General features: G+C 71.3%; 19 protein-coding genes. 8 read left to right on the top strand and 11 right to left on the bottom strand.

Annotation, left to right across the window (positions count from 1 at the left end):
- Positions 1–140 precede the first annotated feature (140 nt).
- From HUJ41_RS04855 to HUJ41_RS04845, 3 genes are all read right to left on the bottom strand, one after another.
- The gene (locus HUJ41_RS04855; protein WP_179873582.1) at positions 141–1706 is read right to left on the bottom strand and encodes a bifunctional phosphatase PAP2/diacylglycerol kinase family protein; all 1566 of its coding nucleotides are present in this window, start codon (positions 1704–1706) and stop codon (positions 141–143) included.
- A gap of 63 nt (positions 1707–1769) precedes the next feature.
- Positions 1770–2699: a J domain-containing protein gene (locus HUJ41_RS04850; RefSeq protein WP_179873581.1), complete on the bottom strand. Its 930-nt coding sequence runs from the start codon at positions 2697–2699 to the stop codon at positions 1770–1772.
- A 39-nt stretch (positions 2700–2738) separates the two neighbouring features.
- On the bottom strand, positions 2739–2882 hold the full coding sequence (locus tag HUJ41_RS04845; protein WP_179873580.1) for a hypothetical protein: 144 nt from the start codon (positions 2880–2882) through the stop codon (positions 2739–2741).
- Positions 2883–3229: 347 nt separating this feature from the next.
- On the opposite strand from HUJ41_RS04845, the gene HUJ41_RS04840 reads away from it, so the two are divergent.
- Entirely contained in the window at positions 3230–5491 is a 2262-nt protein-coding gene (locus HUJ41_RS04840) for a S9 family peptidase (RefSeq protein WP_179873579.1), read from the top strand.
- Positions 5492–5532: 41 nt separating this feature from the next.
- On the opposite strand, the gene HUJ41_RS04835 is transcribed toward HUJ41_RS04840, so the two are convergent.
- The gene (locus tag HUJ41_RS04835) at positions 5533–6450 is read right to left on the bottom strand and encodes an aldo/keto reductase (RefSeq protein ID WP_179873578.1); all 918 of its coding nucleotides are present in this window, start codon (positions 6448–6450) and stop codon (positions 5533–5535) included.
- Between the two features lie 118 nt (positions 6451–6568).
- Here HUJ41_RS04835 and HUJ41_RS04830 point away from each other — a divergent pair, with 118 nt between their 5' ends.
- From HUJ41_RS04830 to HUJ41_RS04820, 3 genes are read left to right on the top strand one after another with little or no spacing between them, the layout of a single operon-like run.
- The gene (locus tag HUJ41_RS04830) at positions 6569–7309 is read left to right on the top strand and encodes a Pr6Pr family membrane protein (RefSeq protein ID WP_179873577.1); all 741 of its coding nucleotides are present in this window, start codon (positions 6569–6571) and stop codon (positions 7307–7309) included.
- Positions 7306–8241 (top strand): aminotransferase class IV, encoded by a 936-nt coding sequence (locus HUJ41_RS04825; protein WP_179873576.1) that lies wholly within the window; start codon positions 7306–7308, stop codon positions 8239–8241. The genes HUJ41_RS04830 and HUJ41_RS04825 overlap by 4 nt, the downstream gene beginning before the upstream one ends.
- A gap of 23 nt (positions 8242–8264) precedes the next feature.
- The gene (locus HUJ41_RS04820; protein ID WP_179873575.1) at positions 8265–9656 is read left to right on the top strand and encodes a maltokinase N-terminal cap-like domain-containing protein; all 1392 of its coding nucleotides are present in this window, start codon (positions 8265–8267) and stop codon (positions 9654–9656) included.
- 124 nt (positions 9657–9780) lie between these two features.
- Here the strand turns inward: HUJ41_RS04820 and HUJ41_RS04815 are convergent, their stop codons facing one another.
- Together HUJ41_RS04815 and HUJ41_RS04810 are read right to left on the bottom strand one after the other, a co-directional pair.
- Positions 9781–11919: a DEAD/DEAH box helicase gene (locus HUJ41_RS04815; protein WP_152584201.1), complete on the bottom strand. Its 2139-nt coding sequence runs from the start codon at positions 11917–11919 to the stop codon at positions 9781–9783.
- A gap of 161 nt (positions 11920–12080) precedes the next feature.
- Positions 12081–13937: a DUF2207 domain-containing protein gene (locus tag HUJ41_RS04810; protein WP_179873574.1), complete on the bottom strand. Its 1857-nt coding sequence runs from the start codon at positions 13935–13937 to the stop codon at positions 12081–12083.
- Between HUJ41_RS04810 and HUJ41_RS04805 the strand changes: the two genes are divergently transcribed.
- Positions 13936–15369: a M20/M25/M40 family metallo-hydrolase gene (locus HUJ41_RS04805; RefSeq protein WP_179873573.1), complete on the top strand. Its 1434-nt coding sequence runs from the start codon at positions 13936–13938 to the stop codon at positions 15367–15369. The two genes, HUJ41_RS04810 and HUJ41_RS04805, sit on opposite strands and share 2 nt — an antisense overlap.
- A 21-nt stretch (positions 15370–15390) precedes the next feature.
- Here the strand turns inward: HUJ41_RS04805 and HUJ41_RS04800 are convergent, their stop codons facing one another.
- Positions 15391–16293 (bottom strand): glycerophosphodiester phosphodiesterase, encoded by a 903-nt coding sequence (locus HUJ41_RS04800; protein WP_179873572.1) that lies wholly within the window; start codon positions 16291–16293, stop codon positions 15391–15393.
- A gap of 61 nt (positions 16294–16354) precedes the next feature.
- Positions 16355–17836: an SDR family oxidoreductase gene (locus HUJ41_RS04795; protein ID WP_179873571.1), complete on the bottom strand. Its 1482-nt coding sequence runs from the start codon at positions 17834–17836 to the stop codon at positions 16355–16357.
- A gap of 226 nt (positions 17837–18062) precedes the next feature.
- On the opposite strand from HUJ41_RS04795, the gene HUJ41_RS04790 reads away from it, so the two are divergent.
- From HUJ41_RS04790 to HUJ41_RS04780, 3 genes are all read left to right on the top strand, one after another.
- The gene (locus tag HUJ41_RS04790) at positions 18063–18935 is read left to right on the top strand and encodes an HhH-GPD family protein (RefSeq protein WP_246299323.1); all 873 of its coding nucleotides are present in this window, start codon (positions 18063–18065) and stop codon (positions 18933–18935) included.
- A gap of 93 nt (positions 18936–19028) precedes the next feature.
- Positions 19029–19328: a 2TM domain-containing protein gene (locus HUJ41_RS04785; RefSeq protein WP_152584196.1), complete on the top strand. Its 300-nt coding sequence runs from the start codon at positions 19029–19031 to the stop codon at positions 19326–19328.
- Positions 19329–19372: 44 nt separating this feature from the next.
- On the top strand, positions 19373–19534 hold the full coding sequence (locus HUJ41_RS04780; RefSeq protein WP_179873569.1) for a hypothetical protein: 162 nt from the start codon (positions 19373–19375) through the stop codon (positions 19532–19534).
- Positions 19535–19562: 28 nt separating this feature from the next.
- On the opposite strand, the gene rbfA is transcribed toward HUJ41_RS04780, so the two are convergent.
- The 3 genes from rbfA to HUJ41_RS04765 form a co-directional block, all read right to left on the bottom strand.
- A complete protein-coding gene (rbfA, locus tag HUJ41_RS04775; protein WP_179873568.1) occupies positions 19563–20063 on the bottom strand; it encodes a 30S ribosome-binding factor RbfA in 501 nt (166 codons plus the stop codon).
- Between the two features lie 82 nt (positions 20064–20145).
- A complete protein-coding gene (gene infB / locus HUJ41_RS04770) occupies positions 20146–22824 on the bottom strand; it encodes a translation initiation factor IF-2 (protein ID WP_246299322.1) in 2679 nt (892 codons plus the stop codon).
- A 75-nt stretch (positions 22825–22899) separates the two neighbouring features.
- Positions 22900–23187: a YlxR family protein gene (locus HUJ41_RS04765; protein WP_179873567.1), complete on the bottom strand. Its 288-nt coding sequence runs from the start codon at positions 23185–23187 to the stop codon at positions 22900–22902.

The following is a 23187-nucleotide window of genomic DNA, read 5'->3' as shown; positions in this document are numbered from 1 at the left end:
AGCACGTGGCGCACATGCCGGGCTCGAAACCGTGGACGCACTCCTCAGGCACTGCACTCCTTTACCGGGCCGGCGCGAATGCCGCGGCCCGTCACCCCAGGCTACCGCGCCCACCCGAACGTCCGGCCCGCCCCGGCCCGTCAGCGCGCTGCTGCACCGCCCGGCGCGTACACGCGCAACCCGCCCCGCCGCATCGCCACCTCCACGACACCGGCCAGCTGCTCCACCGACGCCTCGCCGTCGCACGCGAAGCCCGGCTTCGTCGACCGGTCGTGCAGCGCGATGCGCACCTCATCGGCGTGGAACGACTGCATGGCCATCCGCGGCCGCCGCCCCGCGTGCAGGATGCGAACATCGAGCGCGCCATCATCGAGCCGGCCCCGCCACAGCGGCCCCTGCTCGAGGGTGCCGTAGTCGCTCACCCCCACGAACACCGACCACACACGCGCAGACTCGCCGTTCACCGACACCGTGAACGGCGTCGACCGGCGCAGCACCCGCCGCGCCGCGAGCACCGCCCCGAGCGGCTTGCCCACCCGCTTCGCCAGACGCGAGCGCTCCTCCACCAGCTGCGGATACACCCCCAGCGACACCGTGTTGAGCGCCGTCGACCACGGCCCACCCCCGATGCGCACCTCGGCGACATCGGTCAGCAGGCCCGCGCCCTCGACGATCGCGCGCGCAGCATCCGCGATGGACGCCACGCCCGCCGTGCGCGCGAACGCGTTGCGCGTGCCCGCCGGAAACACCGCGAGCGGCACGCCGTGCTCGCGCGCCACCTGCGCGACCGCCGACACCGTGCCGTCGCCACCCGCCACGCCGAGCGCGTGCACGGCGTGCGACCAGCCGCGCCGCCGCAGCGCCCGCCGCGCGAGCGCCGCCACATCGCTGTCGGGCGTCGTGCGCACCACGTGCGCCCGCGGCAGCCGGCGCTCGATCTCGCGCCCAGCATCGCCGCCGAGCCCCGCCGCCGGGTTCACGATGACGATGAGACCGCGCCCCTGCGGCAGAGCCGGCAACGGGATGCTCGGGGCCGCCGGCCCGACCGCCCGCCGACCCGAGCGCGCCGACCGCGCGACCGCCGCCGACGCCCCCGCCGCACCGAGACCGATGAGCGTGCCGCCCACCACGTCGGACGGCCAGTGCGCTCCCGTGTGCACGCGCGAGTACGCCACCGCCGCCGCGACCGGCGCGATGACCGCGCCCGCCACCGGGCGCTCGATCGCGACCCCCGCCGCGAACGCCGCAGCACTCGCCGAATGGCCGGAGGGGAACGACGGCGACGTCGGCAGCCGGCGGATGCGCCGCGCCGCCGGCAGCAGCGTGTGGTCGGGGCGCTGCCCGCCGAACAGTCGCTTGCCGATGAGGTTCGCCACCGCGCTCGCCGTCAGCAGACTGCCGACCCCGCGAATCCCGGCGCGCCAGCGCCCCGCCGCCGCGAGCGAGAACGCGATGCCGAACCACTGCAGTCCGCGATCGGCGGCGCGCGACAGGGCGCGCAGACCGGTGTCGACCCGCGGGTGGTACTGCCCGCGGTTCAGGCGCTTGACGATCGCGCGGTCAGCGCGCCCCACCCACGCCGGCAGTACCAGGCGACGACGACCAGGCTCCGCGACGAGACTCGGCGAGCCCGCCCGCGCGGTAGCGCGATCGAAGGCGCGGTCGGCGGAGCGGGAACGGTCTGCAGGCGCGCGGAATCGAGGCATGACTCCACCGTGGCGCGAACCGTGCCGCCACGGAAGGGGGTTGCGCCGTGGGTGGAGACGCCGCTACACGAAGCGCACAGTCTGCTGCAGGCGCGTGCGCACCTCGAACAGGTCGGTGCCGCCCACCCCGACACCCGGCAGGCCCGTGCGGATGAGGTTCACGAGGCGCGACCGCTGCACGAGCAGCCCCTGCGCCCCGCGGATCGAGCTGAGTTCGGTGAGAGAAGCAGGAGCCTGAGCATCCTCGACCACGATCACGAGCGCTGAGAACTTGACCTTCGCCGCCCGCGCCACCACCTTCGCCCGCTGCGCCAGCAGGTGCAGGGGCCGCTCGCCCGAGGCGAGGCCCTCGCCGATCAGCTCGCCGCGCTTGACGCGCACCGGCTCGCCCCAGTCCTCGCTCAACACCGCCCACAGGCCCGTCGGGCCCAGCACGATGTGGTCGAGCTTGTCGTCGCGCGTCGCCCCCGCCAGCACGTCGTGCCAGATCGTGAAGCCCATGCCGAGCGTCGTGAGCGCCGTCGCCGACTTCTCCTCCGCGATCGCCGCCGCCAGCAGGTGGCGAATCTCGCGGGGCGCGCGCCGCACCAGCTGCGGGTCGAACGGGTCGACGTCGCCGTCGCCGCGGCCGATCCACTCGTTCATGAGATCGAGGAACTGCTCGCGGTACCAGCCGCCCGGGTGGCCGTGCGCCTTCGCGCCCGGGCGCGTGTCGCCGCGCCGCATGCCGCCACCCGACGACGACTGCGCCCACGTCGACCCTGGCGAGCCCGCTTCCGCATCGGCGCCCAGATCGTAGGCGCGCCGCGCCGCGGGCGTGCCGACACGCTGCCAGGCCTGCTGCACGCGATCGAACTCCGCCGCCGACCCCCCGGTATCCGGATGCGCGGCACGCAGCCGCGCCCGATACGCGCGCTTCAGCTCCTCATCGCTCGCCGTCGGGCTCACGCCGAGCACCTCGTACGGGCCGGCGGCAAGGGGGGACTCTGACATAGCCGTCCCAGGCTACCCGGGCGGCCATGAGTGTGAGCCCTACTCCACGAGGGTTCGCAACCGCTCGACCTCATCCGCCGGCAGCAGCCCCAGCATGATGACGACCGACACCGCCGCGCACAGGAACACGAGGATGCTCACGACCGCGAGCACGTGTTCCCACACGCGATGCGGGGGCTTCACCGAAAACTCCGTGACCCGAGAAGCCGTCCTGCGACACTGTTCATCACGGCAACACTGCGCATCACCACATATCCCCTCCCCTACCCACGATCGGCGGAGAGACGACACTCGACTCTCCGCAGCCGACGAGCTGCGTCACGCACTCAGTGCGTTCGCCCGGGGTCTGGGGACGGGGTGCTCGATACGCACCCTCACGTCTGAGAGCCACCAGACAACGGAAGCATCAGACGATGGCGAGAGCATGACACGGTTTGCACCTCCCCGCCAGCCCCCCATAAACAGCGGTCGGCGCGAGTCAGGCCCCTCACGGACTCCCGCTGTCAGCCCGCCGCCCTACCCTGGAGGCGATGACTACGCCTCCTGCACCCGCCCCCACCCCCGCACCTGTCGCCGCCCGCAAGCCGCATGAGCGCCGCCACCACGGCGATGTGGTGGTCGACCACTACGAGTGGCTGCGCGACAAGGACAGCGCCGAGGTCGTCGCGCACCTCGACGCCGAGAACGCCTACGCCGACGAGCGCATGCGGCACCTCGACCCGCTGCGCGACCGCATCGTGGAGGAGATCAGGTCGCGCACGCAGGAGACCGACATGGGCATCCCCGTGCGCGACGGCGACTGGTGGTACTACGGGCGCACCATCGAGGGTCAGCAGTACGGGCTGCAGTGCCGCGTGCCCGCCGCCCCGATCGACCCCGCCAACCCGCTCGACCCGGCAGTGTGGGCTCCCCCGCCGCCCCTCGACGACCCCTCCCAGCCGCGCGAAGGCGAGCAGCTCCTGCTCGACGCGAACGTGGAGGCCCAGGGGCACGACTTCTTCTCGATGGGCTCCTTCGACGTGAGCGACGACGGCACGATGCTGCTGTTCGGCGTCGACACGGTCGGCGACGAGCGGTACACGCTGCGCATCCGCGACCTGGCGACCGGCGAGCAGCTCGCCGACGAGATTCCCGGCACCGCGGCCGGCGCCTTCTTCGACCCCAGCGGGCGTTACGTCTTCTACTCGACCGTCGACGAGTCCTGGCGCCCCGACACCGTGTGGCGGCACGAGGTCGGCACGCCGACCGCCGACGACGTGAGCGTCTTCCACGAACCGGACGACGGCTACTGGGTGGGCGCAGGGCGCTCCCGCTCGAAGCGCTGGCTCGTCATCGAGGCCTCGAGCAGCATCACGAGCGAGGCGCGCGTGCTCGACGCCGCCGACCCCACCGGCGAGTTCACCGTCGTGTGGGCGCGCGAGCACGGCGTCGATTACGACCTCGACCACGCGGTGATCGGCGGGGAGGACCGCTGGCTCATCACCCACAACCGCGAGGCGCCCGACTTCACGGTCGTCTCCGTACCCGTGGATGCTCCGCTCAGCGAGCCCGAGACGCTCATCCCGCACGAGCCGGGTCGCCGGGTCGAGGGCGTCGACGCCTACGCGGCGTTCCTCACCCTCGACTACCGCCGCGAGGGGTTGCCGCGCACCGCGATCGCGCGCCTCGCCGACGTGCAGCCGCACCGCTCGCTGGCCGAGCAGCTGCACTGGGACGAGCTCGTCGTGCCCGTGCACGGCGGCCCCGACGCGCTCGCGAGTGTCGGCACCCGCGGCAACCCGGAATGGCACCAGCCGACGCTGCGCATCGGCTGGGTGAGCTTCATCGAGCCGACGACCATCGGCCAGCTCGACGTGGCAACCGGAGCGATCACGGTGCTCAAGCGGCAGCCCGTGCTGGGTGACTTCGCGACGGAGGAGTACGAGGAGCGCCGCGACTGGGCGCGCGCCGACGACGGCACGCTCGTGCCGATCTCGCTCGTGTGGAAGCGCGGTCTCGTCCCCGCCCTCGACGTCGATTCGGCCGCCGGGTCGTCTCGCGCCGAGGTGAGCGTCGAACCCGCCCCGGTGCTGCTGTACGGCTACGGCTCCTACGAGGCGAGCATGGACCCTGGCTTCTCGATCCCCCGCCTGTCGCTCCTGGACCGCGGCGTCGTGTTCGCGATCGCGCACGTGCGCGGCGGCGGCGAGCTGGGCCGCGCCTGGTACGAGCAGGGCAAGACGACGTCCAAGACGAACACCTTCACCGACTTCGTCGCGTGCGCACAGCACCTCGTCGACTCGGGCGTGACGGTGCCCGAGCGTCTCGTCGCCGAAGGCGGCAGCGCTGGCGGCCTCCTCATGGGCGCGGTCGCGAACCTTGCGGGCGACCTCTTCGCCGGCATACTCGCCGACGTTCCCTTCGTGGACCCGCTCACGAGCATCCTCATGCCCGAGCTGCCGCTCACCGTCATCGAGTGGGACGAGTGGGGCAACCCGCTCGAGGATCCCGAGGTGTACGAGTACATGAAGGCTTACTCGCCCTACGAGAACGTGACCGAGCAGCGGTACCCGCGCATCCTCGCCGTCACCTCGCTCAACGACACGCGCGTGCTGTACGTCGAGCCGGCGAAGTGGGTGGCCCGCCTGCGCGAGGTGGGGGCGGATGCGCTCCTGCGCTGCGAGATGGAGGCAGGCCATGGCGGCGTGAGCGGCCGATACGCGGCGTGGACGCAGCGCGCCATCGAGCTCGCGTGGATGCTCGACGTGCTCGGCCTCGCCGACTCCGCCGACCCCGCGGACCCCGCGGAGTAGCCGAGCAGGCAAACAGACGAGCCGGCGAGGCGCGAGCCTGGCTAGGCCAGGCGCGCGAGCTCGTCCTCGCTCAGGACGAGATCGAAGGACTCGATGAGGCTCTGCAGCTGCTCGACGCTGCGCGCGCTCGCGATCGGGGCGGCCACGCGTCGCTGCTGCCGCAGCCAGGCGAGAGCGACGGCCGCCATGCTCACGCCGCGGTCCGACGCGACCGATTCGAGCGCGTCGAGCAGTTCGACGTTGCGCGGCGTCTCGAGCAGCCGTGAGGCAGCGCCGGCGCACGGCGAGTCGACCGTCGCACCCGCCCGGTACTTGCCGGTGAGAAACCCGCCCTGCAGCGCGCCATAGGGCAGCTCGATGATGTCGAGCTGCTTCAGGGTCGGCACGAGACCCGACTCGATATCGCGGTGCACGAGGCTGTAGCCGTCCTGCGAGACGGTGAAGGGCTCCACGCCGTGCGCCTTGGCCACATCGACCGCGGAGTGCAGGCGATCGGCCGAGAAGTTGCTCGCGCCGATGCGGCTCACGAGGCCCTCCGCGACGAGCTCGCCGAAGGTCATGACGACGTCATCCTGCGGCACCTCGGGGTCGTCGCGGTGGGCGTAGTACAGGTCCACGTAGTCGGTCTGCAGGCGCTCGAGCGACTCGTTCAGCGCCGCGCGCACGTTCGCCGGCGCGAGCCCGGGCCGGTCGGGCTTGGCGAACACCTTGGTCGCGATGCTGACCCGCTCGCGCATGCCGGGGCGCGCGCTCAACCAGGCGCCGATGACGCGCTCCGACTCCCCGCCGACGTGCCCGTCCACCCAGATCGAGTACGAGTCGGCCGTGTCGATGGCCGTGCCGCCCGCCTCGACGAACGCGTCGAGCACCGCGAAGCTCGCCGACTCGTCGGCCGTCCACCCGAAGACGTTGCCTCCCAGCACGAGAGGGCCGAACTCAGAGGATGCGGAAGACGTCATCCACCCAGGCTATCGACCCGTGCCTGAGCATCCCGACACGCAGACAGGTCGGTATGTACCCCGAATTGTCAACCATGCATCTGGATATGTCAGGTCACGGGTTGGTAACGTCGGTCGGGTGACTCCGTCGTCCCCCCTCGGCGAGGCCGCAGCGTCAGCCCGACTCCATACCCTCCGCCACATCGCGGGTGTCATCAGCATCATCGTCGGGTTGCTCGTGCTGGTCGCGCTCATCACCCAGATCACCGACCAACTCGAGTTCGGTCGGTTCGAGCCGACCGAGTACTTCGCCTACTTCACGATTCAGACGGCGATGATCAACGTCGTCGTGCTCATCACCGGCGGGGTGCTCGCCTTCGCCGTGGAGCGCGATACGCGCCTCTACACGGCGATTCGCGCCTCCGCCTTCACCTACGCGCTCGTCACGGGCGCCGTCTACAACCTGCTACTGCGCGACGTCCTCAACGCCGACGGCTACGTCGGGCCCGTGTGGGCCAACCAGGCTCTGCACGTGTGGGTGCCGATCTACTTCGCACTCGACTGGCTGCTGACGCCCGGCCGCGTGCGCATCGGCTGGTCGACGCTGTGGCTGGCCGTGAGCTACCCGCTCATCTGGGTCGCCGTGACGCTGCTGCGCATCAAGTTTCTCGACGGGTGGTTCCCCTACCCGTTCCTCAACCCCGACGGGCCCGCGGGTGTACTCGGCGTCGTCGTGTACGTCGTCGCGATCGCCGCCGCGATCATCGTGCTCGCGATCATCGCGGTCACGATCAACCGCGTGCACACGCGCGGCGTGCGCGGAGTGACCCACGGGCGCCGAGGCACAGGGCCCATCGACCTGCCATCATCGAGGGCATGACCCACGGCGCGACACAGCCTTCGAGTTCGACCCCGCCCTCGAGTTGGACCCCGCCTTCGAGCGCGAACCACCCGCTCCTGCTCATCACCCACGACGGCTCGGGTGCGGCGACGGGCTTCGTGGAGGCCGATGCCGAGCATCCGCACCTGAACGTGCACGATCTCGGGGTCACGCGCGGTGACGGCATCTTCGAGACCTACAGCATCGGCCGCGGCCACGTGCAGGCGCTCGATGCCCACCTGGAGCGCTTCGCCCGCTCGGCGCGCATGCTCGACCTGCCTCAGCCCGACCTGGGAGTCTGGCGCGACGCGGTGCTCGAGATCGGCCAGCGCCTCGCCGACCACGAGGAGGCGTGGGTGCGCACGATCCTCACGCGCGGCATCGAAGGGCACGACATGCTCACCGGCTGGGCGCAGGGCCGCCCCTCGCCCGACTACCGGCGCGAGCGCACGGAGGGCCTGCGCGTCGTCCTGCTCGACCGCGGGCTGCGCAGCGACGTCGCGCAGACGAGCCCCTGGCTGCTCGCGGGAGCCAAAACCCTCTCCTACGCGGTGAACCGCGCCGCCGTGCGGGAGGCGCAGCGGCGCGGGGCCGACGATGTCGTGTTCGTCTCGACCGACGGCTTCCTGCTCGAAGGGCCCAACTCGACCGTCGTGCTGCGGCGCGGCGACACCCTCTCGACCCCGCCGGTCGACTTCGGCATTCTGCCCGGCACGACGCAGGGCGACCTCTTCGCCGCGGCACCTGAGTGGGGCCTGCAGGCGGTCATGGAACCGCTCACACCCGACGACCTCCACGCCGCCGAGGCGGCGTGGATCGTCTCCAGCGTTCGGCACGTGACGCCGATCCGCGCGGTCGACGGCGTCGAGCGGCCGATCGACGCGAGCCTGAGTGCCGCCTGGAACGGGTACCTCCACGCACGACTCTCCTAGGCGGGGCTTGTACGGTGGGTCGCATGGACAGCACGACGGAGTGCCTCACCGACTGGATGACGCGACAGCGGTGGTACGCCGGCAAAGGGCGCATCCCGCAGCTCGTCGAGGTCTTCCGTGAGGAATGGCAGGCACGCGCAGTGACGCCGCACGACGGCGACCCGTCGAGCGAGCCCGCAGCACCTGCCACGTCCCAGGCCTCCGATAATGAGGACGCCCGCATCATCGTGCTCCTCGTGCGCGACCTCGCCAACAATCCGCCCTCGCTCTATCACGTGCCGATGGTCGAGCGCTCGACCATTCCGAAGGGTGCGGGCCCGTACCTCATCGGGCGCACCGATGACGACCGCTACCTCTTCGATGGCGCCTTCGACCCGCTCTACACGACCGAGCTGCTGCACCGCCTGTCGGTGACGCGCGCCGACACGCGGTCGCGCGTGCACGGCGGCGAGCAGTCGAACACGTCGATCATCTACGACCAGGGCTCGGAGGCCGCGGTCGTCGCGAAGATCTTCCGCCTCGTGCACACGGGCGAGAACCCGGATGTCACGTTGCAGACCGCTCTCACGAGCGCCGGCTATCGCTCGGTTCCGCGGATGCTCGGCTACCTGTCCGGCGCCTGGCACGACCCCTACGAGCACGAGGAGCGGTCGGTCGGCCACCTCGCGTTCGCGCAGGAGTTCATCCCGGGCGTGCAGGACGGCTGGCAGATCGCCCTGCAGTCGTCGGCCGACGGTGAAGACTTCACCGCGCACGCCGAGCGCCTCGGCCGCACGACCGCGGAGGTGCACACGGGTCTCGCAGCATGCCTGCCGACGCGCGAGGCGACCCTCGGCGACATCGTGGGCTTCGTCGCGGGGTGGCACCAGCGCCTCGCGATCGCGACCTCCGACGTGCCCGAGCTGCGCGCCCTGCGGCCCGCGATCGAGGCCGTGTACGACTCGGCGCAGGACGCGCCGTGGCCCAAGCTGCAGCGCATCCACGGCGACTACCACCTCGGGCAGGTGCTGCGGCGGCCGAGCGGCGAGTGGTTGCTCGTCGACTTCGAGGGCGAGCCGTTGCGACCCCTCTCGGAGCGCACGCGCGCCGACTCCCCCCTGCGCGACGTCGCGGGCATGCTGCGCTCGTTCGACTACGTCGTGGGCGCGCGGCGCAACACGGCGGCCGATGAGGCAGCGCGTGACGCGGTCGACCCCGAGTGGGCGCGTGCCGCGCGCGCGGGGTTCCTCGACGGATACATCGCCGAGAGCGAGGTCGACCTGCGCGCGCACCGGCAGCTGCTCGACGCCTTCGAGCTCGACAAGGCCGTCTACGAGGCCATGTACGAGGCGCGCAACCGCCCGGCCTGGCTGCCGATCCCGCTCGCGGGCATCCGCTACCTCGTCTCGGAAGAGCGGCTCGCCGCCCGTCGCTGACGCACGACGTCGCCCGAGTCACTCCATTCGTGACACATCACGCGAAACGTTCGGCGTGAGTCGTCACACACGGCGTGACTGGCCACCCGGGTCACGGGGGGGGGCGACGCGGGCAAGGTGCGCGCTAGAGGCTCTTCTCGAGCTCCTCGGCGAGCATCTGGCTGAGCGCCTGCACCTGCACGGTGCCCTCCGCCGTCACCTCGACGTCGCTGCCGTCGAGCGCGCGCGCCGCGAGGCCCGCCTTGGCGTCGATGAGGTCGGCGATGCGCAGGTCGATCGTCTGCGCGGCGAGGATGCGCCATGCCGTGACGGGCAGTTCCTGGCCGATGCGGTGCACGCGGTCGATCGCCTGCGTCTGCTCGGCCGAGGTCCACGACAGCTCGGCGAGGACGACGTTCGACGCGGCCTGCAGGTTGATACCCACGCCCGCCGCCGAGAGCGAGCACACGATGACGCTCACGTCAGGGTCGTTCGTGAACCCGTCGATCGCCTCCTGGCGCGCCTTCGGGCTCTGGTCGCCGCGGATGCTCACCGAGCGCATGCCGACCGAGGCGAAGTGCCGCTCGGCCGCGTCCATGACGTCGATGTGCTTGGCGAAGAACACGACCTTGCCCACGTTGCGGGCGAGCTGTGCGGTGTAGTCCGCCGCGAGGACGGCCTTCGCCGTACCGATCTGGCGCACCATCGTGAAGACGTTGTCGCCGTTCGAGGCGCCCTTCGACTCCTCCAGCTCGGCGTGCGCCACGAGCCGCACGAGATCGTGGTCGATGCCGATCGGCGGCACGTCGCGCGCCGCGACGACGCGGCGGTAGCGGTCGACGAGCCGGGCGAGCAGCGCGGCCTCGGAGGCGCGGATCGACCGCCCGAGATCATCGTCGAGCTCGACGGGGATATCGGCGATGCGACGGGCCGGAATGTCGGAGGCGACGTCGACCTTCTTGCGCCGCACGATGCCCATGTCGATGACGCACTGCCGAGCGGCGGCGAAGAAGCCCGGGTCGGCCGGCGTCAGCTCGGTCTCCTCGAGCGCGGCCATGAGGCGGCCCGTGGGCTTCTTGTCGTCGATCCAGCCGAGGAACTTCCAGATCATGCGGAAGTCTTCGATCTGGTTGATGAGCGGCGTACCCGTGAGCGCCATCATGAGCGCCTTCGGGTGCAGCACGCGCAGCGCGGCCGCGAGGGACTGCACGTGGCGCGTGCGCTGCGAGGTGGCGTTCTTGATGAAGTGCGCCTCGTCGACGACCATGCCCTTGAAGCCGAATCGGCCGAGCCAGCCGACGTGACGATCGAGAATCTCGTAGTTGACGATGACGACGTCGCTGAACGCGTCGAGGTCGTCGCCGTCGCCGTGCACGACCGTCGCGGTGCGCTGCGGGATCCACCGCTGCACCTCGCGTGCCCAGTTCGTCTTCACGACGTTGGGCACGACCACGAGGAGCGGGAAGGCACCGGCGACGTTCGCCGCCATGAGCGCCTGCGCGGTCTTGCCGAGCCCCGGCTCGTCGGCGAGCAGGAAGGAGCGGTGACCCGCGCGCACGGCCTCGATGAGGCGAGCCTGGTGGCGCATGAGCTCCATGCCGCCGGGGGTGACGAGCGAGCCCGCCTCGGGCAGCTCCATCGACGCGGCCTGGCCGCCCGCGCCGTACTCGAACGAGCGGAACAGCGGGTCGATGAGCTCCCAGTTCGACAGCCGCGAGCCCGTCGACGACGCCGCCGCCGAGAGCGCGCTCAGATCGGGGGCGAGGAAGGGGTTCGCGAGCTGCGCCTGCTTGACGCTCGGCGGCACGACCTGCTTCGCCACCTCGGCCGTGACGGGCGTGGGCTCGCTCACGATGAGCAGGTCATCCGGCTCCAGCTCAGCACCCGACGCGAGAAGCATGTCGCGCCGCAGCGCCCTCGCGGCGTCGGAGACCTTCGCCTCGGGAGCGAGCAGGGCGATGAGGGAGGTGTCGCGGGCGGCGGTCTTCGCCATGATGCTCGCGAGCCCGTCGAGGCGCTTGAGCACTTCGGCGCGCTCGCTGTCGCCGACCTCGGCATCCTGCTTGACGCGGGCCCGCTCCTCGCGCACGAGCAGCGCCGCGACCTGGAACTTCGTGCGGTTCGAGGGGCTCGCCTTGCCGCGCTCGGCGGCGTTCTCCACCTCGCGCACGGCGCGGGCGAGGATCGGGATGATCCCCTGCTCATCGAGCGGGCGACGACGGCGCGAACCGTTGCCGCTCGACTTGGACGAGCTCTTCCTCTGACGCTGGCCGGTCTGGGCCATGCCCCTCCTCGACAAGGCTGGAACACGGCGTGCGTGCCAGCCGAACGGTGACTGCGCGATACCGCCCACTGAAGCTGCGGTACCGCCGAACGTGATGCAGCACTCCGACGCCCTGACCCGATCGAGGAACGATCGGTGAGCGGAATGCCGTGAGGAAGAGTTTACACCCCGCCGCCGCCTCCGCCGCCACCGCCGCCGCCGGACGACCCGCCGCCGCCCGAACCACCGCTCGAACTCGAGCCCGAGTAGCTCGACGACAGCGTCGTGCTCACCGAGGAGACCCCCGCCGCGAAGGCGCCCACGCTGAACGCGCGCGAGCTCGTGTACCAGCCCGGCTGCTGACCCTCGCCGTAGTACTCGCCGATGACCTCGGCCCACTCCTTCTCGTGCTTGCCGAGCACCGCCCACGGCAGCAGGCGCTCGTAGAGCTTGAGCCGCTCGCCGCTGTCGGCCGCGTTCACGGGCTCGCGCAGCGCCCCCTCGGGCGATTGCAGCACGCGCATGCGATCGGCCTCCGCGAGCTCCAGGTAGTCGTCGAGGCCCTTGAGATGGTCGACGATCTCCGAGCCTTCGGCCGTGAGCGGCTGCTTCCACAGGTTGCCGCCGACGATAAAGAAGCACAGGATCGTCAGGACGATGAGCGCGAACGTCACGAGACCCGCGCGTCCCTCGTCGTCGAGCGAGACCGCGCCGATGAACGACAGCACGATCGCCCCCACCGTGAGGGACGTGAGCCCGAACGAGTACTTGGCCGGGATGCTCCGCCTCCAGCCGCGCGACAGCACCGACTTCGCGACGCGCGCGAGCTGCTTCTGAATCTTCGTGCTGAGCGTCGTGTTCTGCGCCTTCAGAGTGTGCTCGGTGCCTCCGACGAGCCCGCCGCCGAAGAAGTAGGTGAGCAGCCGGCGCTCCTCCCCCTCGACGCCGAGCGACGACTCGAGCCGCAGGCGCCACTGCTGCCGTTTGAAGAGGCCGCCCTTGTCGACCTCCATGATCGTGATGACGCCGCGCACTGCGAAGTCGACGAGCTGCGAGGCGACGCCGCGCGACTTGCGGTGCGTGAGGACCGCGGCATCGAGCAGCGACACTCCCTTCGGCGGGAGGTACTCGGGCACGATCACGGGTCGGCCCGGAGCATCCCGAAAGCGGGTGCGCCGCAGGATGATGGCCGCGATCGCCGCCGCCAGGGCAATCGCCACGGCCGCGAACTGCACCCACGCCCACGGCGAGGCGAGCGGCGAATCGTCGAAGAGGGTGAACGTGCCCGGCTCGAAGGCGACCGCGAGCGTCACGTTCTGGAACGGGAGCAGGTCGCGACCCTCCGCCACGATCGTGTCGCCGTCTGTGGTGATCGAGCACGTGTCGCGCGACCCGCTGTAGCCCTGGTAGCACGCGAGCTGGCCCTCGATGAGAGCACCCTCGAGGCCGTCCTCGAGCAGCAGCGTGCCGCGCACCACGCCGAAGGGCTGCTGCCAGTCGGTGCCGTTGATGTTCCAGTAGAACTCCTCGGCCGTCGTGGTCGTGAAGTAGTCGACCACGTCGCGCTGCGTGTACGTGATCACGTAGGTCTGCACGCCGCGCACGAAACTGCCCTCCGGCACGGCGGAGGTGACCGTCACGATGCCCGAATCGGCGTCGACGCTGTATGGTCGCGGATCGCCCGACTCGTCGGTGACGGAGACCACCTCGAGGCTCGTCGTGTGCCCCTGGTAGGTGGCCGGGATGGCGCGGCGGATGCCGCGGTTCTGGTCGAACTCGGGGAACCGGGCGACGATCGTCTCCGTCGTCGTGAGCGTCGAGTGGCCGTCGTCGTCCCGCCCGAGCACGTACTGCGCCTCGAAGCTGTCGAACCCGAAGTCGTTGACGTCGGCCGGGAGCATCGCACCGCCGACCGCGGCGAGCGGTGCCGTTGCGGTGCTCGCGGGGCTCCCCAGCGGCGGGGGCGCCGCCTGCGCGGGGCCGGCCGCCGCGAGCGGCGTGAGGATTCCGAGGCAGAGGAGTGCGACGATGGTGCGCATGGCTTCGACCGTATCCGCAAACCGTTCGCGCGACGAGTACCCAGACCGGGTCAGCGCCGGGGTCACCGCCGGGTTCAGCGACGACCAGGCTCTCGAGGCACTGCGACAGCTGCTGCGCATCCCCACCATCTCCCGCCCCGCCACCGGGCCGGGGCCGCGCACCGACCCAGCCCCCTTCGAGCAGTTCATCGCCGCGCTGCCCGGGCTCTTCCCCCACGTGCACGCGACGCTCGAGCTCGAGCGCGTCGGCGGAGACCCCGGCTACGCGCTGCTCTACCGGTGGCGCGGCACCGACCCAGCCGGCGCGGCCGAACCCACCGTGCTCATGGCGCACTACGACGTCGTGCCGGCGACCGACGAGGGCTGGCAGCATCTGCCGTTCGCCGCCGAGATCGTCGGCGCCGGCGACGCGGCCGTGCTGTGGGGGCGCGGCACGCTCGACGACAAGGGCTGCGTCGTCGCGATTCTCAGCGCCGTCGAGCGCCTCCTCGTCGCCGGGCACACGCCCCGGCGCGACGTGCTGCTGTGCTTCGGCAACGACGAGGAGGTCTTCGGCACCGGGGCGCGCAGCATCGTCGACGTGCTGCGGGAGCGGAGCATCCGGCCCTCCCTCGTGCTCGACGAGGGTGGCGCGATCGTGCGTGAGATCTTCCCCGGCGTCGACGAGGACTACGCCGTGATCGGCGTCACCGAGAAAGGCATCACGACCCTGCGGCTGCGGGTCGACGAACACGGCGGCCACGCGGCGAGCCCTCCAGCGTTCGCGGCGACCGAGCGGCTCGCGCGCGCCATCCTGCGCCTGAACCGCCGGCCCTCGACGGCGCGGCTCGGCACGACGACGCGCACCATGATCCGCACCCTCGGTGCGCGAGCACGGCAGCCGCTGCGCGCCGTGTTCGGCGCCGTCGACGTGCTCGCCCCCCTGCTCACGCGCGTCTTCGTGCGGCGCGGCGCCGAGACCGCCGCCCTCACGCGCACCACGCGCGCCGTCACCGAGCTGCGCGCCGGGCACGCCCACAATGCCCTCGCCGAGTTCGCCGAGGCGACCCTCAACATGCGCATCGCCCCCTGGTCGAGCGTCGAGGAGGCCGTCGAGGAGGTGCGCCGAGCGATCAACGACGACACCGTGCAGATCGACGTGGTCGAGGCGAGCGAGCCCTCCCCCGTCTCCCCCGACCGCGGTGCTGCGTGGGACGACCTCGTCGCGGCGATCCGCGCCGTGCACCCCGGTCTGCTCGTGACGCCCTACGTCATGATGCAGGCGAGCGACGCGCGCTGGTTCACGGCCGTCAGCGACCACGTGTACCGGTTCGCGCCGTTCCGCATGAGCGGCGAGGAGCGCGCCTGCCTCCACGCGAAGGACGAGAGGATGCGCGTGACCGCCTTCCTCGACGGCATCGAGGTGTACCGGGCGCTGCTCGCGCGGCGGTGACGCTCGCGCCGTGCCGCGCGCTCAGGCCTCGGCCGGGGAGGGCTGCCAGTGGGCATGCCGGCGCGGAGCATCCGTGACCACGGCGTCGACTCCCAGCGCGATCGCGCGCTGCCACAGCCGCGGGTTGTTGAGGGTGTAGACGACGACCGTGATGCCGGCGTCGTGCAGGGCGTCGACCGCGTGCGGCTCGACCTCGAACGAGCGCAGGCTCGTCACGACGGTCGAGGCGCCCACGCGCTCGGCGAAGCGCACCGGGTCGGCGGGAAGTCTCCTTACGACCGCCGCCCGGGCCAGACTGGGCGCCGTGCGCCAGAGCTCCAGGAGCGTCTCCTCCTCGAAGCTGCCGATCACGACGCGATCCTGCACGCCGTGCCGGTAGATCTGCGCCGCGAGCGGCGCGAGGCCCTCCTCGGGCCACACTCCCTTGAGCTCGATGAGCGCACGCGCGGCGGAGCGCTGCAGGAGCGGGAGGAACTCGCCGAGGGTCGGGATGCCCGTGCCGCTCCACGCGCTGCCGTACCAGGTGCCCGCATCGAGGGCGCGCAGTTCGGCGAGCGTGTGCTCGGCGACGGAGCCCGCGCCGTTCGTCGTGCGGTCGAGCAGCTCGTCGTGCACGATGACGGCGTGGCCGTCGAGCGTGAGGCGCACGTCGAGCTCGACGATGTCGGCTCCGCTCGCGAGCGCCGCCTCGAGCGCGGGCAGGGTGTTCTCCGGCGCGCTCGCCGGGTCGCCGCGGTGGGCGATCGTGAGCGGCATGCCGTCGTTCAGGCGGGCAGAGCCGAGAGGCTGCGCGGCGTGCACGGTCGCCGCGGTGTGGTCGATCGCGAGCACGGCGACGAGGGCGACCGTGGCGGTGAAGCAGGCGGCGATGCGACGCGCGGAGTAGCCCGCGGGGTGGGTCCTGCTGGGGTGCGCCATCGACATCGCTTTCGGGTGAGTCTCATGGGTGCCGCCTCATTGCGGTCTCCCCACCCTAGCGCAGTCGTTACCGTTTCGTTGCTTTCTCGTCGACCCGTGTCGCCGCGGCCTTTGCGGCCATGGAGGCGGCCATGCCCGCGAAGATGACGCCGTGGAACGGCAGGATCGCGAACCAGTAGAGGCGCCCGCCGAGACCAGAGGGGAAGAAGATCGCGCGCTGCAGCAGGCGCGATCCGCCGCCCTCGCGAGGCTCCACGGTGAACTCCAACCAGGCGCGGCCCGGCACCTTCATCTCGGCTCGCAGGCGCAGGAATCGACCACGGTCGCGCTGCTCGACGCGCCAGAAGTCGAGCGCGTCGCCCGGGGCGAGCATCTCAGGGTGGCGGCGCCCGCGGCGCAGCCCCACTCCCCCGACGAGCTTGTCGAGCAGCCCACGAGCGGCCCACGCCATCGGCAGCGAGTACCAGCCGTTGTCACCGCCGATGCTCTCCACGATGCGCCACAAATCCTCAGGCTCGGCCTCCGACTCCACCTCGCGCAGGTCGGTGAACACTGTCGCGCCGCTCCACTGCGGGTCGGTCGGCAGGGGGTCGCTCGGCGCCCCCTCGACGGCGCCGTTGCGCCAGCTCGTCTCGACCTCGCCCTCGCGCATCTTCGCGAGCGCGTACCGCACCGCCGTGCGGTAGCGGGTGAGGCCGCCCTCGGGCGGCGGGATGTGCTCGTCGATGTCGGACTCGCCGACGACCGCGTCGTACTGGAGGCTCGAGATGATCGGCACCGCGAGCGAGCGCGGAATCGGCGTCACGACGTTCACCCACTGGCTCGCGAGGTACGGCGTGAGCACGGGCAGGCTCGCGATGGGACGCTGCTTGAGGCCCGCCTCGACCGCGTAGCCGTTCATCATCTGCCCGTAGCGCAGCACGTCGGGCCCTCCGATGTCGAAGGCGCGATTCACCTCGGGAGGCAGGCTTGCCGCACCGATGAGGTAGTGCAGCACGTCGCGCACCGCGATCGGCTGAATGTAGTTGCGCACCCACTTCGGCGCGGGCATGTACGGCAGCGCCTCGGTCAGGTGTCGGATCATCTCGAAACTCGCCGACCCTGAGCCGATGACGACCCCGGCCTGCAGCGCGGCCGTCGGCACACCGGAGGCGAGCAGAATGTCGCCCACCTCCTTGCGGGAGGCCAGGTGCCGCGAGAGAGGGCCGTCGGGATGCAGACCGCCCAGATACACGATCCTGGCGACCCCAGCATCCTTCGCCGCGGTGGCGACCGTCGTCGCCACGTGCCGTTCCACGGCCTCGAAGTCGCCCTTGCCGCTCATCGAGTGCACGAGGTAGTAGAGCACCTCGACGCCCTCGACCGCGCTGCGCACCTCGCCGGGGTTCGCGAGGTCGCCCTGCACGACCTCGACGTCGCCCGCCCACGGCACGTCGCGCAAGCGCGCGGGGTCGCGCACGATCACGCGCACCTCGTGGCCCGCTTCGAGCAGGCGCGGCACGAGTCGTCCGCCGATGTATCCGGTCGCTCCTGTGACGAGAATGCGCATGCAGCCACGCTAGGTCGCGTTGCTGGGCGCGAGCCGCGCCGGGCCGCGCCAACCCGTGCCGCGCGCCATGCGCCACGCCGCGCCATCCCGTGCCGCGGCATGCGCCGCGCCACGCCACGGCGATGCGCGGCACGGCCCAGACTTGCCGCACATGTGGGTTACGAGTGAACCCAAGCGCCCATTCGCGCCAGATCTGGCACCAACGGGGCCGCCTACTCTGGGGAGGGTGAGTGACATTGCGCGGAGCGTGGGCCTGTGGTTCGAGGAGCACGCTCGTGATCTGCCGTGGCGGCGAGCCGGCTTCACGCCGTGGGGCACGCTCGTGAGCGAGATAATGCTGCAGCAGACGCCCGTCGCGCGCGTCATTCCGCGGCTCGAGCAGTGGCTCGCGCGCTGGCCGAGCCCCGACGCTCTCGCCGCCGACTCCCCCGCCGAAGCGGTGCGGGCCTGGGACCGCCTCGGCTACCCCCGCCGCGCCCTGCGCCTGCACGCCGCCGCCGTGGCGATCAGCGAGCGGCACGGCGGCGAGGTGCCCCGCGACGTGGATGCTCTGCTCGCCCTCCCCGGCATCGGCGAGTACACGGCCCGCGCCGTGGCAGCCTTCGCCTTCGGGGTGCGCACCCCGGTGGTCGACGTGAACACCCGTCGGGTGCTGGCCCGCGCGGTCGCGGGTCAGGGCGAGGCGGGGCCCGCGCGCACGCGCGCCGACCTCGCCGCGATGGAGGCGCTGCTGCCGAGCGACCCGGCCGAGGCGCAGCGGTTCAACGCGGGCGCGATGGAGCTCGGCCAGACGGTGTGCACGGCGAGCACCCCGCGCTGCGCGAGCTGCCCCCTCGCGCGGCTGTGCGCGTGGCGCGCGGCGGGCTACCCCGAGTACGACGGCCCCACGGCCCCACGGCAGGCACGCTTCGCGGGCAGCGACCGCCAGGTGCGGGGGCTCATCATGCGCGAGCTGCGGCAGAGCGACACCCCTGTTCCCGCCGAGGTGGTCGAGTCGCTCTGGCCGGTGGCCGTGCAGCGCGAGCGCGCCCTCGCGAGCCTCCTCGCCGACGGGCTCGCGCTCGGCGACCCGCGCGCGGGCTACGCCCTGCCGCACTGACGCCCTGCCGCACAGTCGCCGGTCCGCACTGTCCTCGCGCGTCCATCGGTCGGTGGATGCACAACCACGCGTCGCGGGCGTACTCTCGACCCCATGAGCATGAAAGATCCCGCGACCGAGTCGGAACGAGTCCGCAAGCAGGCCTACCGTCGCCTTCGGGCCAAGCGCGACTTCTTCCGCTTCCTGCTCGTCTGGGCGGCCGTCTCGGCGATCGTCATCGCCGTGTGGGCGCTCGCGACGCCGAACACCTTCTTCTGGCCGCTCTTCCCGATCGGCGGCATGGGCATCGCCGCCATGTTCATGGCGATCGACGCCTTCGGACCGGGCACGGTCATCACCGAGTCGGCGATCGACGCCGAGGTGCAGCGCATGAACCGCCGCGGCGGAGCCTGAGGCGCGACTACCCGACCGTCAGCGAATACTGCGAGACTGTGCTCATGAGCGAGATGCAGTCAGCCCCCCGCAATCGGTTCACCGACATCGTCGGCAAGCTCGGCCTCGCCGTGATCGTCGCCATGGGCGCGCTCATCATTGGCGGCGCACTGCTGCTGTCGGTCGTCTCCATCGTGGCGACCGGCGCGATCGACCTCGGTCACTAGCGAACTCGGCCACGAGCGGCCAGGGCGGTCAGCCCCGGTCGGCGTCGGCGTCGGGGGCGTCCGTCTCCTCGTCGACCTCGAGCTCTTCGTCCTCATCGACCTCGTCGACGTGCTCCCGCGGCTTGACGTACGGGTCCGGGTCGCCCGCGTACTGCGCGGTGGCCGCTGAGCTGAGTGTGAGCTCGTCGCGCTCCCGTGCCTCGCGCAGAAGGGCTTCGATCGAGGCGGCGTTCTCGGGCACCCCGTCGGGGATGAACTCGAGAGACGGCGTGAGGCGCGTGTTGAGGTTGCGCCCCACCTCGGTGCGCAGCATCCCCGTCGCCGCCGTGAGGGCGGCAGCGCTGTCCGCGCGCTCCTGATCGGTGCCGTACACCGTGTAGAAGATGGAGGCGTGCTGCAGATCGCCCGTCACCTGCACGTCGGTAATCGTCACGAAGCCGAGACGCGGATCCCGCAGCCCCTTGTCGAGGCGCTTCGCGACGACCTCCTTGATGCGGTCGGCCACCTTGCGTGCGCGAGGGTTCGCCATGGTGCTGTCTCCTTCGAAAGAAGAGGGATGGGGTGCCCGCCCGTGCGGGCGGGCACCCCGGGGTTGAGGGAGCTGGCGCGCGCTACTCGCGCGGCTTCTCCTTCATCTCGATCGTCTCGATCTCGTCGCCGATCTGGATGTCGTTGAACTTGCCGAGACCGATACCGGCCTCGAAGTCCGTGCGCACCTCGGTGACGTCGTCCTTGAAGCGGCGCAGCGACTCGATCGCCAGACCGTCGCCGACCACGACGCCGTCGCGGATGACGCGGGCCTTCACGTTGCGCGTGATCGTTCCGCTGCGCACGATGACACCGGCGATGTTGCCGAACTTCGACGAGCGGAAGATCTCGCGGATCTCGGCGACGCCCGACTGCACCTCTTCGAACTCGGGCTTGAGCATCCCCTTGAGCGAGCCCTCGATCTCCTCGAGAGCCGCGTAGATGACCGAGTAGAAGCGGATGTCGACGCCCTCGCGCTGAGCGCGCTCGCGCGCCTTCGTGTCGGGGCGCACGTTGAAGCCCACGATGATCGCGTTGTCGATCGTCGCGAGGTTCACGTCGCTCTCGGTCACCGCACCCACACCGCGGTGGATGATGCGCAGCTGCACGCTGTCGTCCACCTCGATCTTGAGCAGGGCCTCCTCGAGCGCCTCGACGGCACCCGAGACGTCACCCTTGATGATGAGGTTGAGCGATTCGACCTTGCCGTCTTCGAGCGCCTTCGTGAAGTCCTCGAGGCTGATGCGCTTGCGCGCCTTCGCCAGGAGGGCGTTGCGCTCGGCGGCCTCGCGCTTCTCCGCGATCTGACGCGCCGTGCGGTCGTCCTCCGTGACGATGAAGGTGTCTCCGGCGCGCGGAACGCTCGAGAGGCCCTGCACCTGCACGGGGCGCGACGGGTAGGCCTCGTCGACCTTCTCGCCGTTCTCGTCCGTCATGGCGCGCACGCGGCCGTAGGCCGTGCCCGCGACGATCGGGTCGCCGACGCGCAGGGTTCCCGCCTGGATGAGCACGGTCGCGACCGAGCCGCGGCCCTTGTCGAGCTTCGCCTCGATGGCGACACCGCGGGCGTCGCGCTGCGGGTTCGCGCGCAGGTCGAGACCCGCGTCGGCGGTGAGCAGCACGGCGTCGAGCAGCTCGGTGATGCCGATGTTCTTGAGCGCCGAGACGTCCATGAACATCGTGTCTCCGCCGTACTCCTCGGCGATGAGCCCGTACTCGGTGAGCTGCTGGCGCACCTTCGCCGGGTTCGCGCCCTCGGAGTCGATCTTGTTGACCGCGACGACGATCGGCACGTTCGCCGCCTGGGCGTGGTTGAGCGCCTCCACGGTCTGCGGCATGATGCCGTCGTCCGCGGCGACCACGAGGATCGCGACGTCCGTCACCTGCGCACCACGAGCACGCATGGCGGTGAACGCCTCGTGACCCGGGGTGTCGATGAAGGTGATGGCGCGCTCGATCTCCTCGTGCTCCGTCCACACCTGGTAAGCGCCGATGTGCTGCGTGATGCCACCGGACTCGCCCGCGACGACGTTCGCCTCGCGAATCGCGTCGAGCAGCTTGGTCTTACCGTGGTCGACGTGGCCCATGACGGTCACGACCGGCGGGCGGATGACGAGGTCCTCCTCGTCGTCCTCCTGCTCGAGGTCGATGTCGAAGGCTTCGAGGAGCTCCTTGTCCTCGTCCTCCGGGGAGACGATCTCGATCTTCCACCCGAGCTCCTCGCCGAGCACCTCGAAGGTCGCGCCGTCGAGCGACTCGGTCGCCGTCGCCATCTCACCGAGGTGGAACAGCACGGTCACGAGGTTGCCGGGAGGCACGCTCATGCCGCTGACCTGCTCGAGCTTGTCGGCGAAGTCGCTGATCGATGCGCCCTGACGCAGACGGATGACCTTCTTGCCATCGCCGCGGGGAACGCTGACGCCGCCGACCGACGGCGCCTCGCGCATCTCGAACTCTTGCCGCTTCGTGCGCTTCGACTTGCGCGCGCGCGACTTGCCGCCGCCACGACCGAAGGCACCTGCGGTGCCGCCGCCGGGGCCGCGACCACGGCCACCGCCACCGGGGCGCGGGCCGCTGAAGCCGCCACCGGGGCGGAAGCCGCCGGGCGCGCCACCGGGTCCACCGGCACCTCCAGGACGACCGGGGCCGCCCTGGCGCGTCTGGAACGGCGCGTTGCCGCGACCGCCGCCGGGACGGCCGGGGCCGCCCTCGGGGCGAGGCGCTCCCGGGCGGGGTGCGCCGGGGCGCGGCGGGCGCGGAACGGCGCCGCCCACGCCACCGGGGCGGGGCATGCCCTGGGAGGACGAGTACGGGTTGTTGCCGGGCCGCGGCGCGCCGGGGCGCGACATGCCCTGCTGGGAAGCGAAGGGGTTGTTGCCGGGCCGGGGGCCTCCGGATGCCGCCGGGCGCGCGGGCGCGTCGCCCTCGGCGGGCTGCTGCGGAGCAGCCGGAGCCTCAGCAGCCGGCGCCTCAGGAGCCGGCTTCTCGGCCGACTCGGGAGCCGTCTCGACCGTCTCGGCGGGCTTCGGAGCCGGCTTGGGCGCGGCCTTTGCGGGAGCCTTCGCCGCGGGCTTCTCTTCCGCCTTCGGCGCGCCGAGGCCTGCTTCTTCGACCGCCTTGCGCAGCTTGCGGGCGACGGGGGGCTCGATCGTCGACGACGGCCCCTTGACGAATTCGCCGAGCTCTTTGAGCTTCTCGAGGGCGACCTTGCTTTCGATGCCGAGTTCGCTCGCGATCTCGTGCACGCGTGGTTTTGCAGCCACAATTCTCCTGTCTGGATCCGCACCCAGACAGGGGCGGATCACTAGTGGTGGACGGGTCTCATTTCGAGCCGCTCATTAGTTGTCCATTGGCCGATCAGCCTGTTCTCTCGTGGAGCCGGTTGCTCCGATGGTGTGTCGTACGTGGTCTGCGTCGAGCGGACCGCTCACGCGCAGTGCGCGCGCCCATGCCCGCCGCTGCGAGGCGGCTTCGACGCAGTCGAGGGTGGCATGCACCCACGCGCCCCGTCCCGGCAAGCGGGCCAGGGCATCCGCCTCGACCCTCCCCTCGCGCGCCACGACCCTCAGAAGTGAGGAGCGGGAAGCACGCTGGCGACAGCCGATGCAGGTTCTGACGGGTTCCAT

The organism is Microcella indica, assembly GCF_013414345.1.
Classification (GTDB): domain Bacteria; phylum Actinomycetota; class Actinomycetes; order Actinomycetales; family Microbacteriaceae; genus Microcella; species Microcella indica.
The sequence above is the reverse complement of the archived record's forward strand: the minus strand, read 5'-3'. Positions and strand labels throughout refer to the sequence as shown.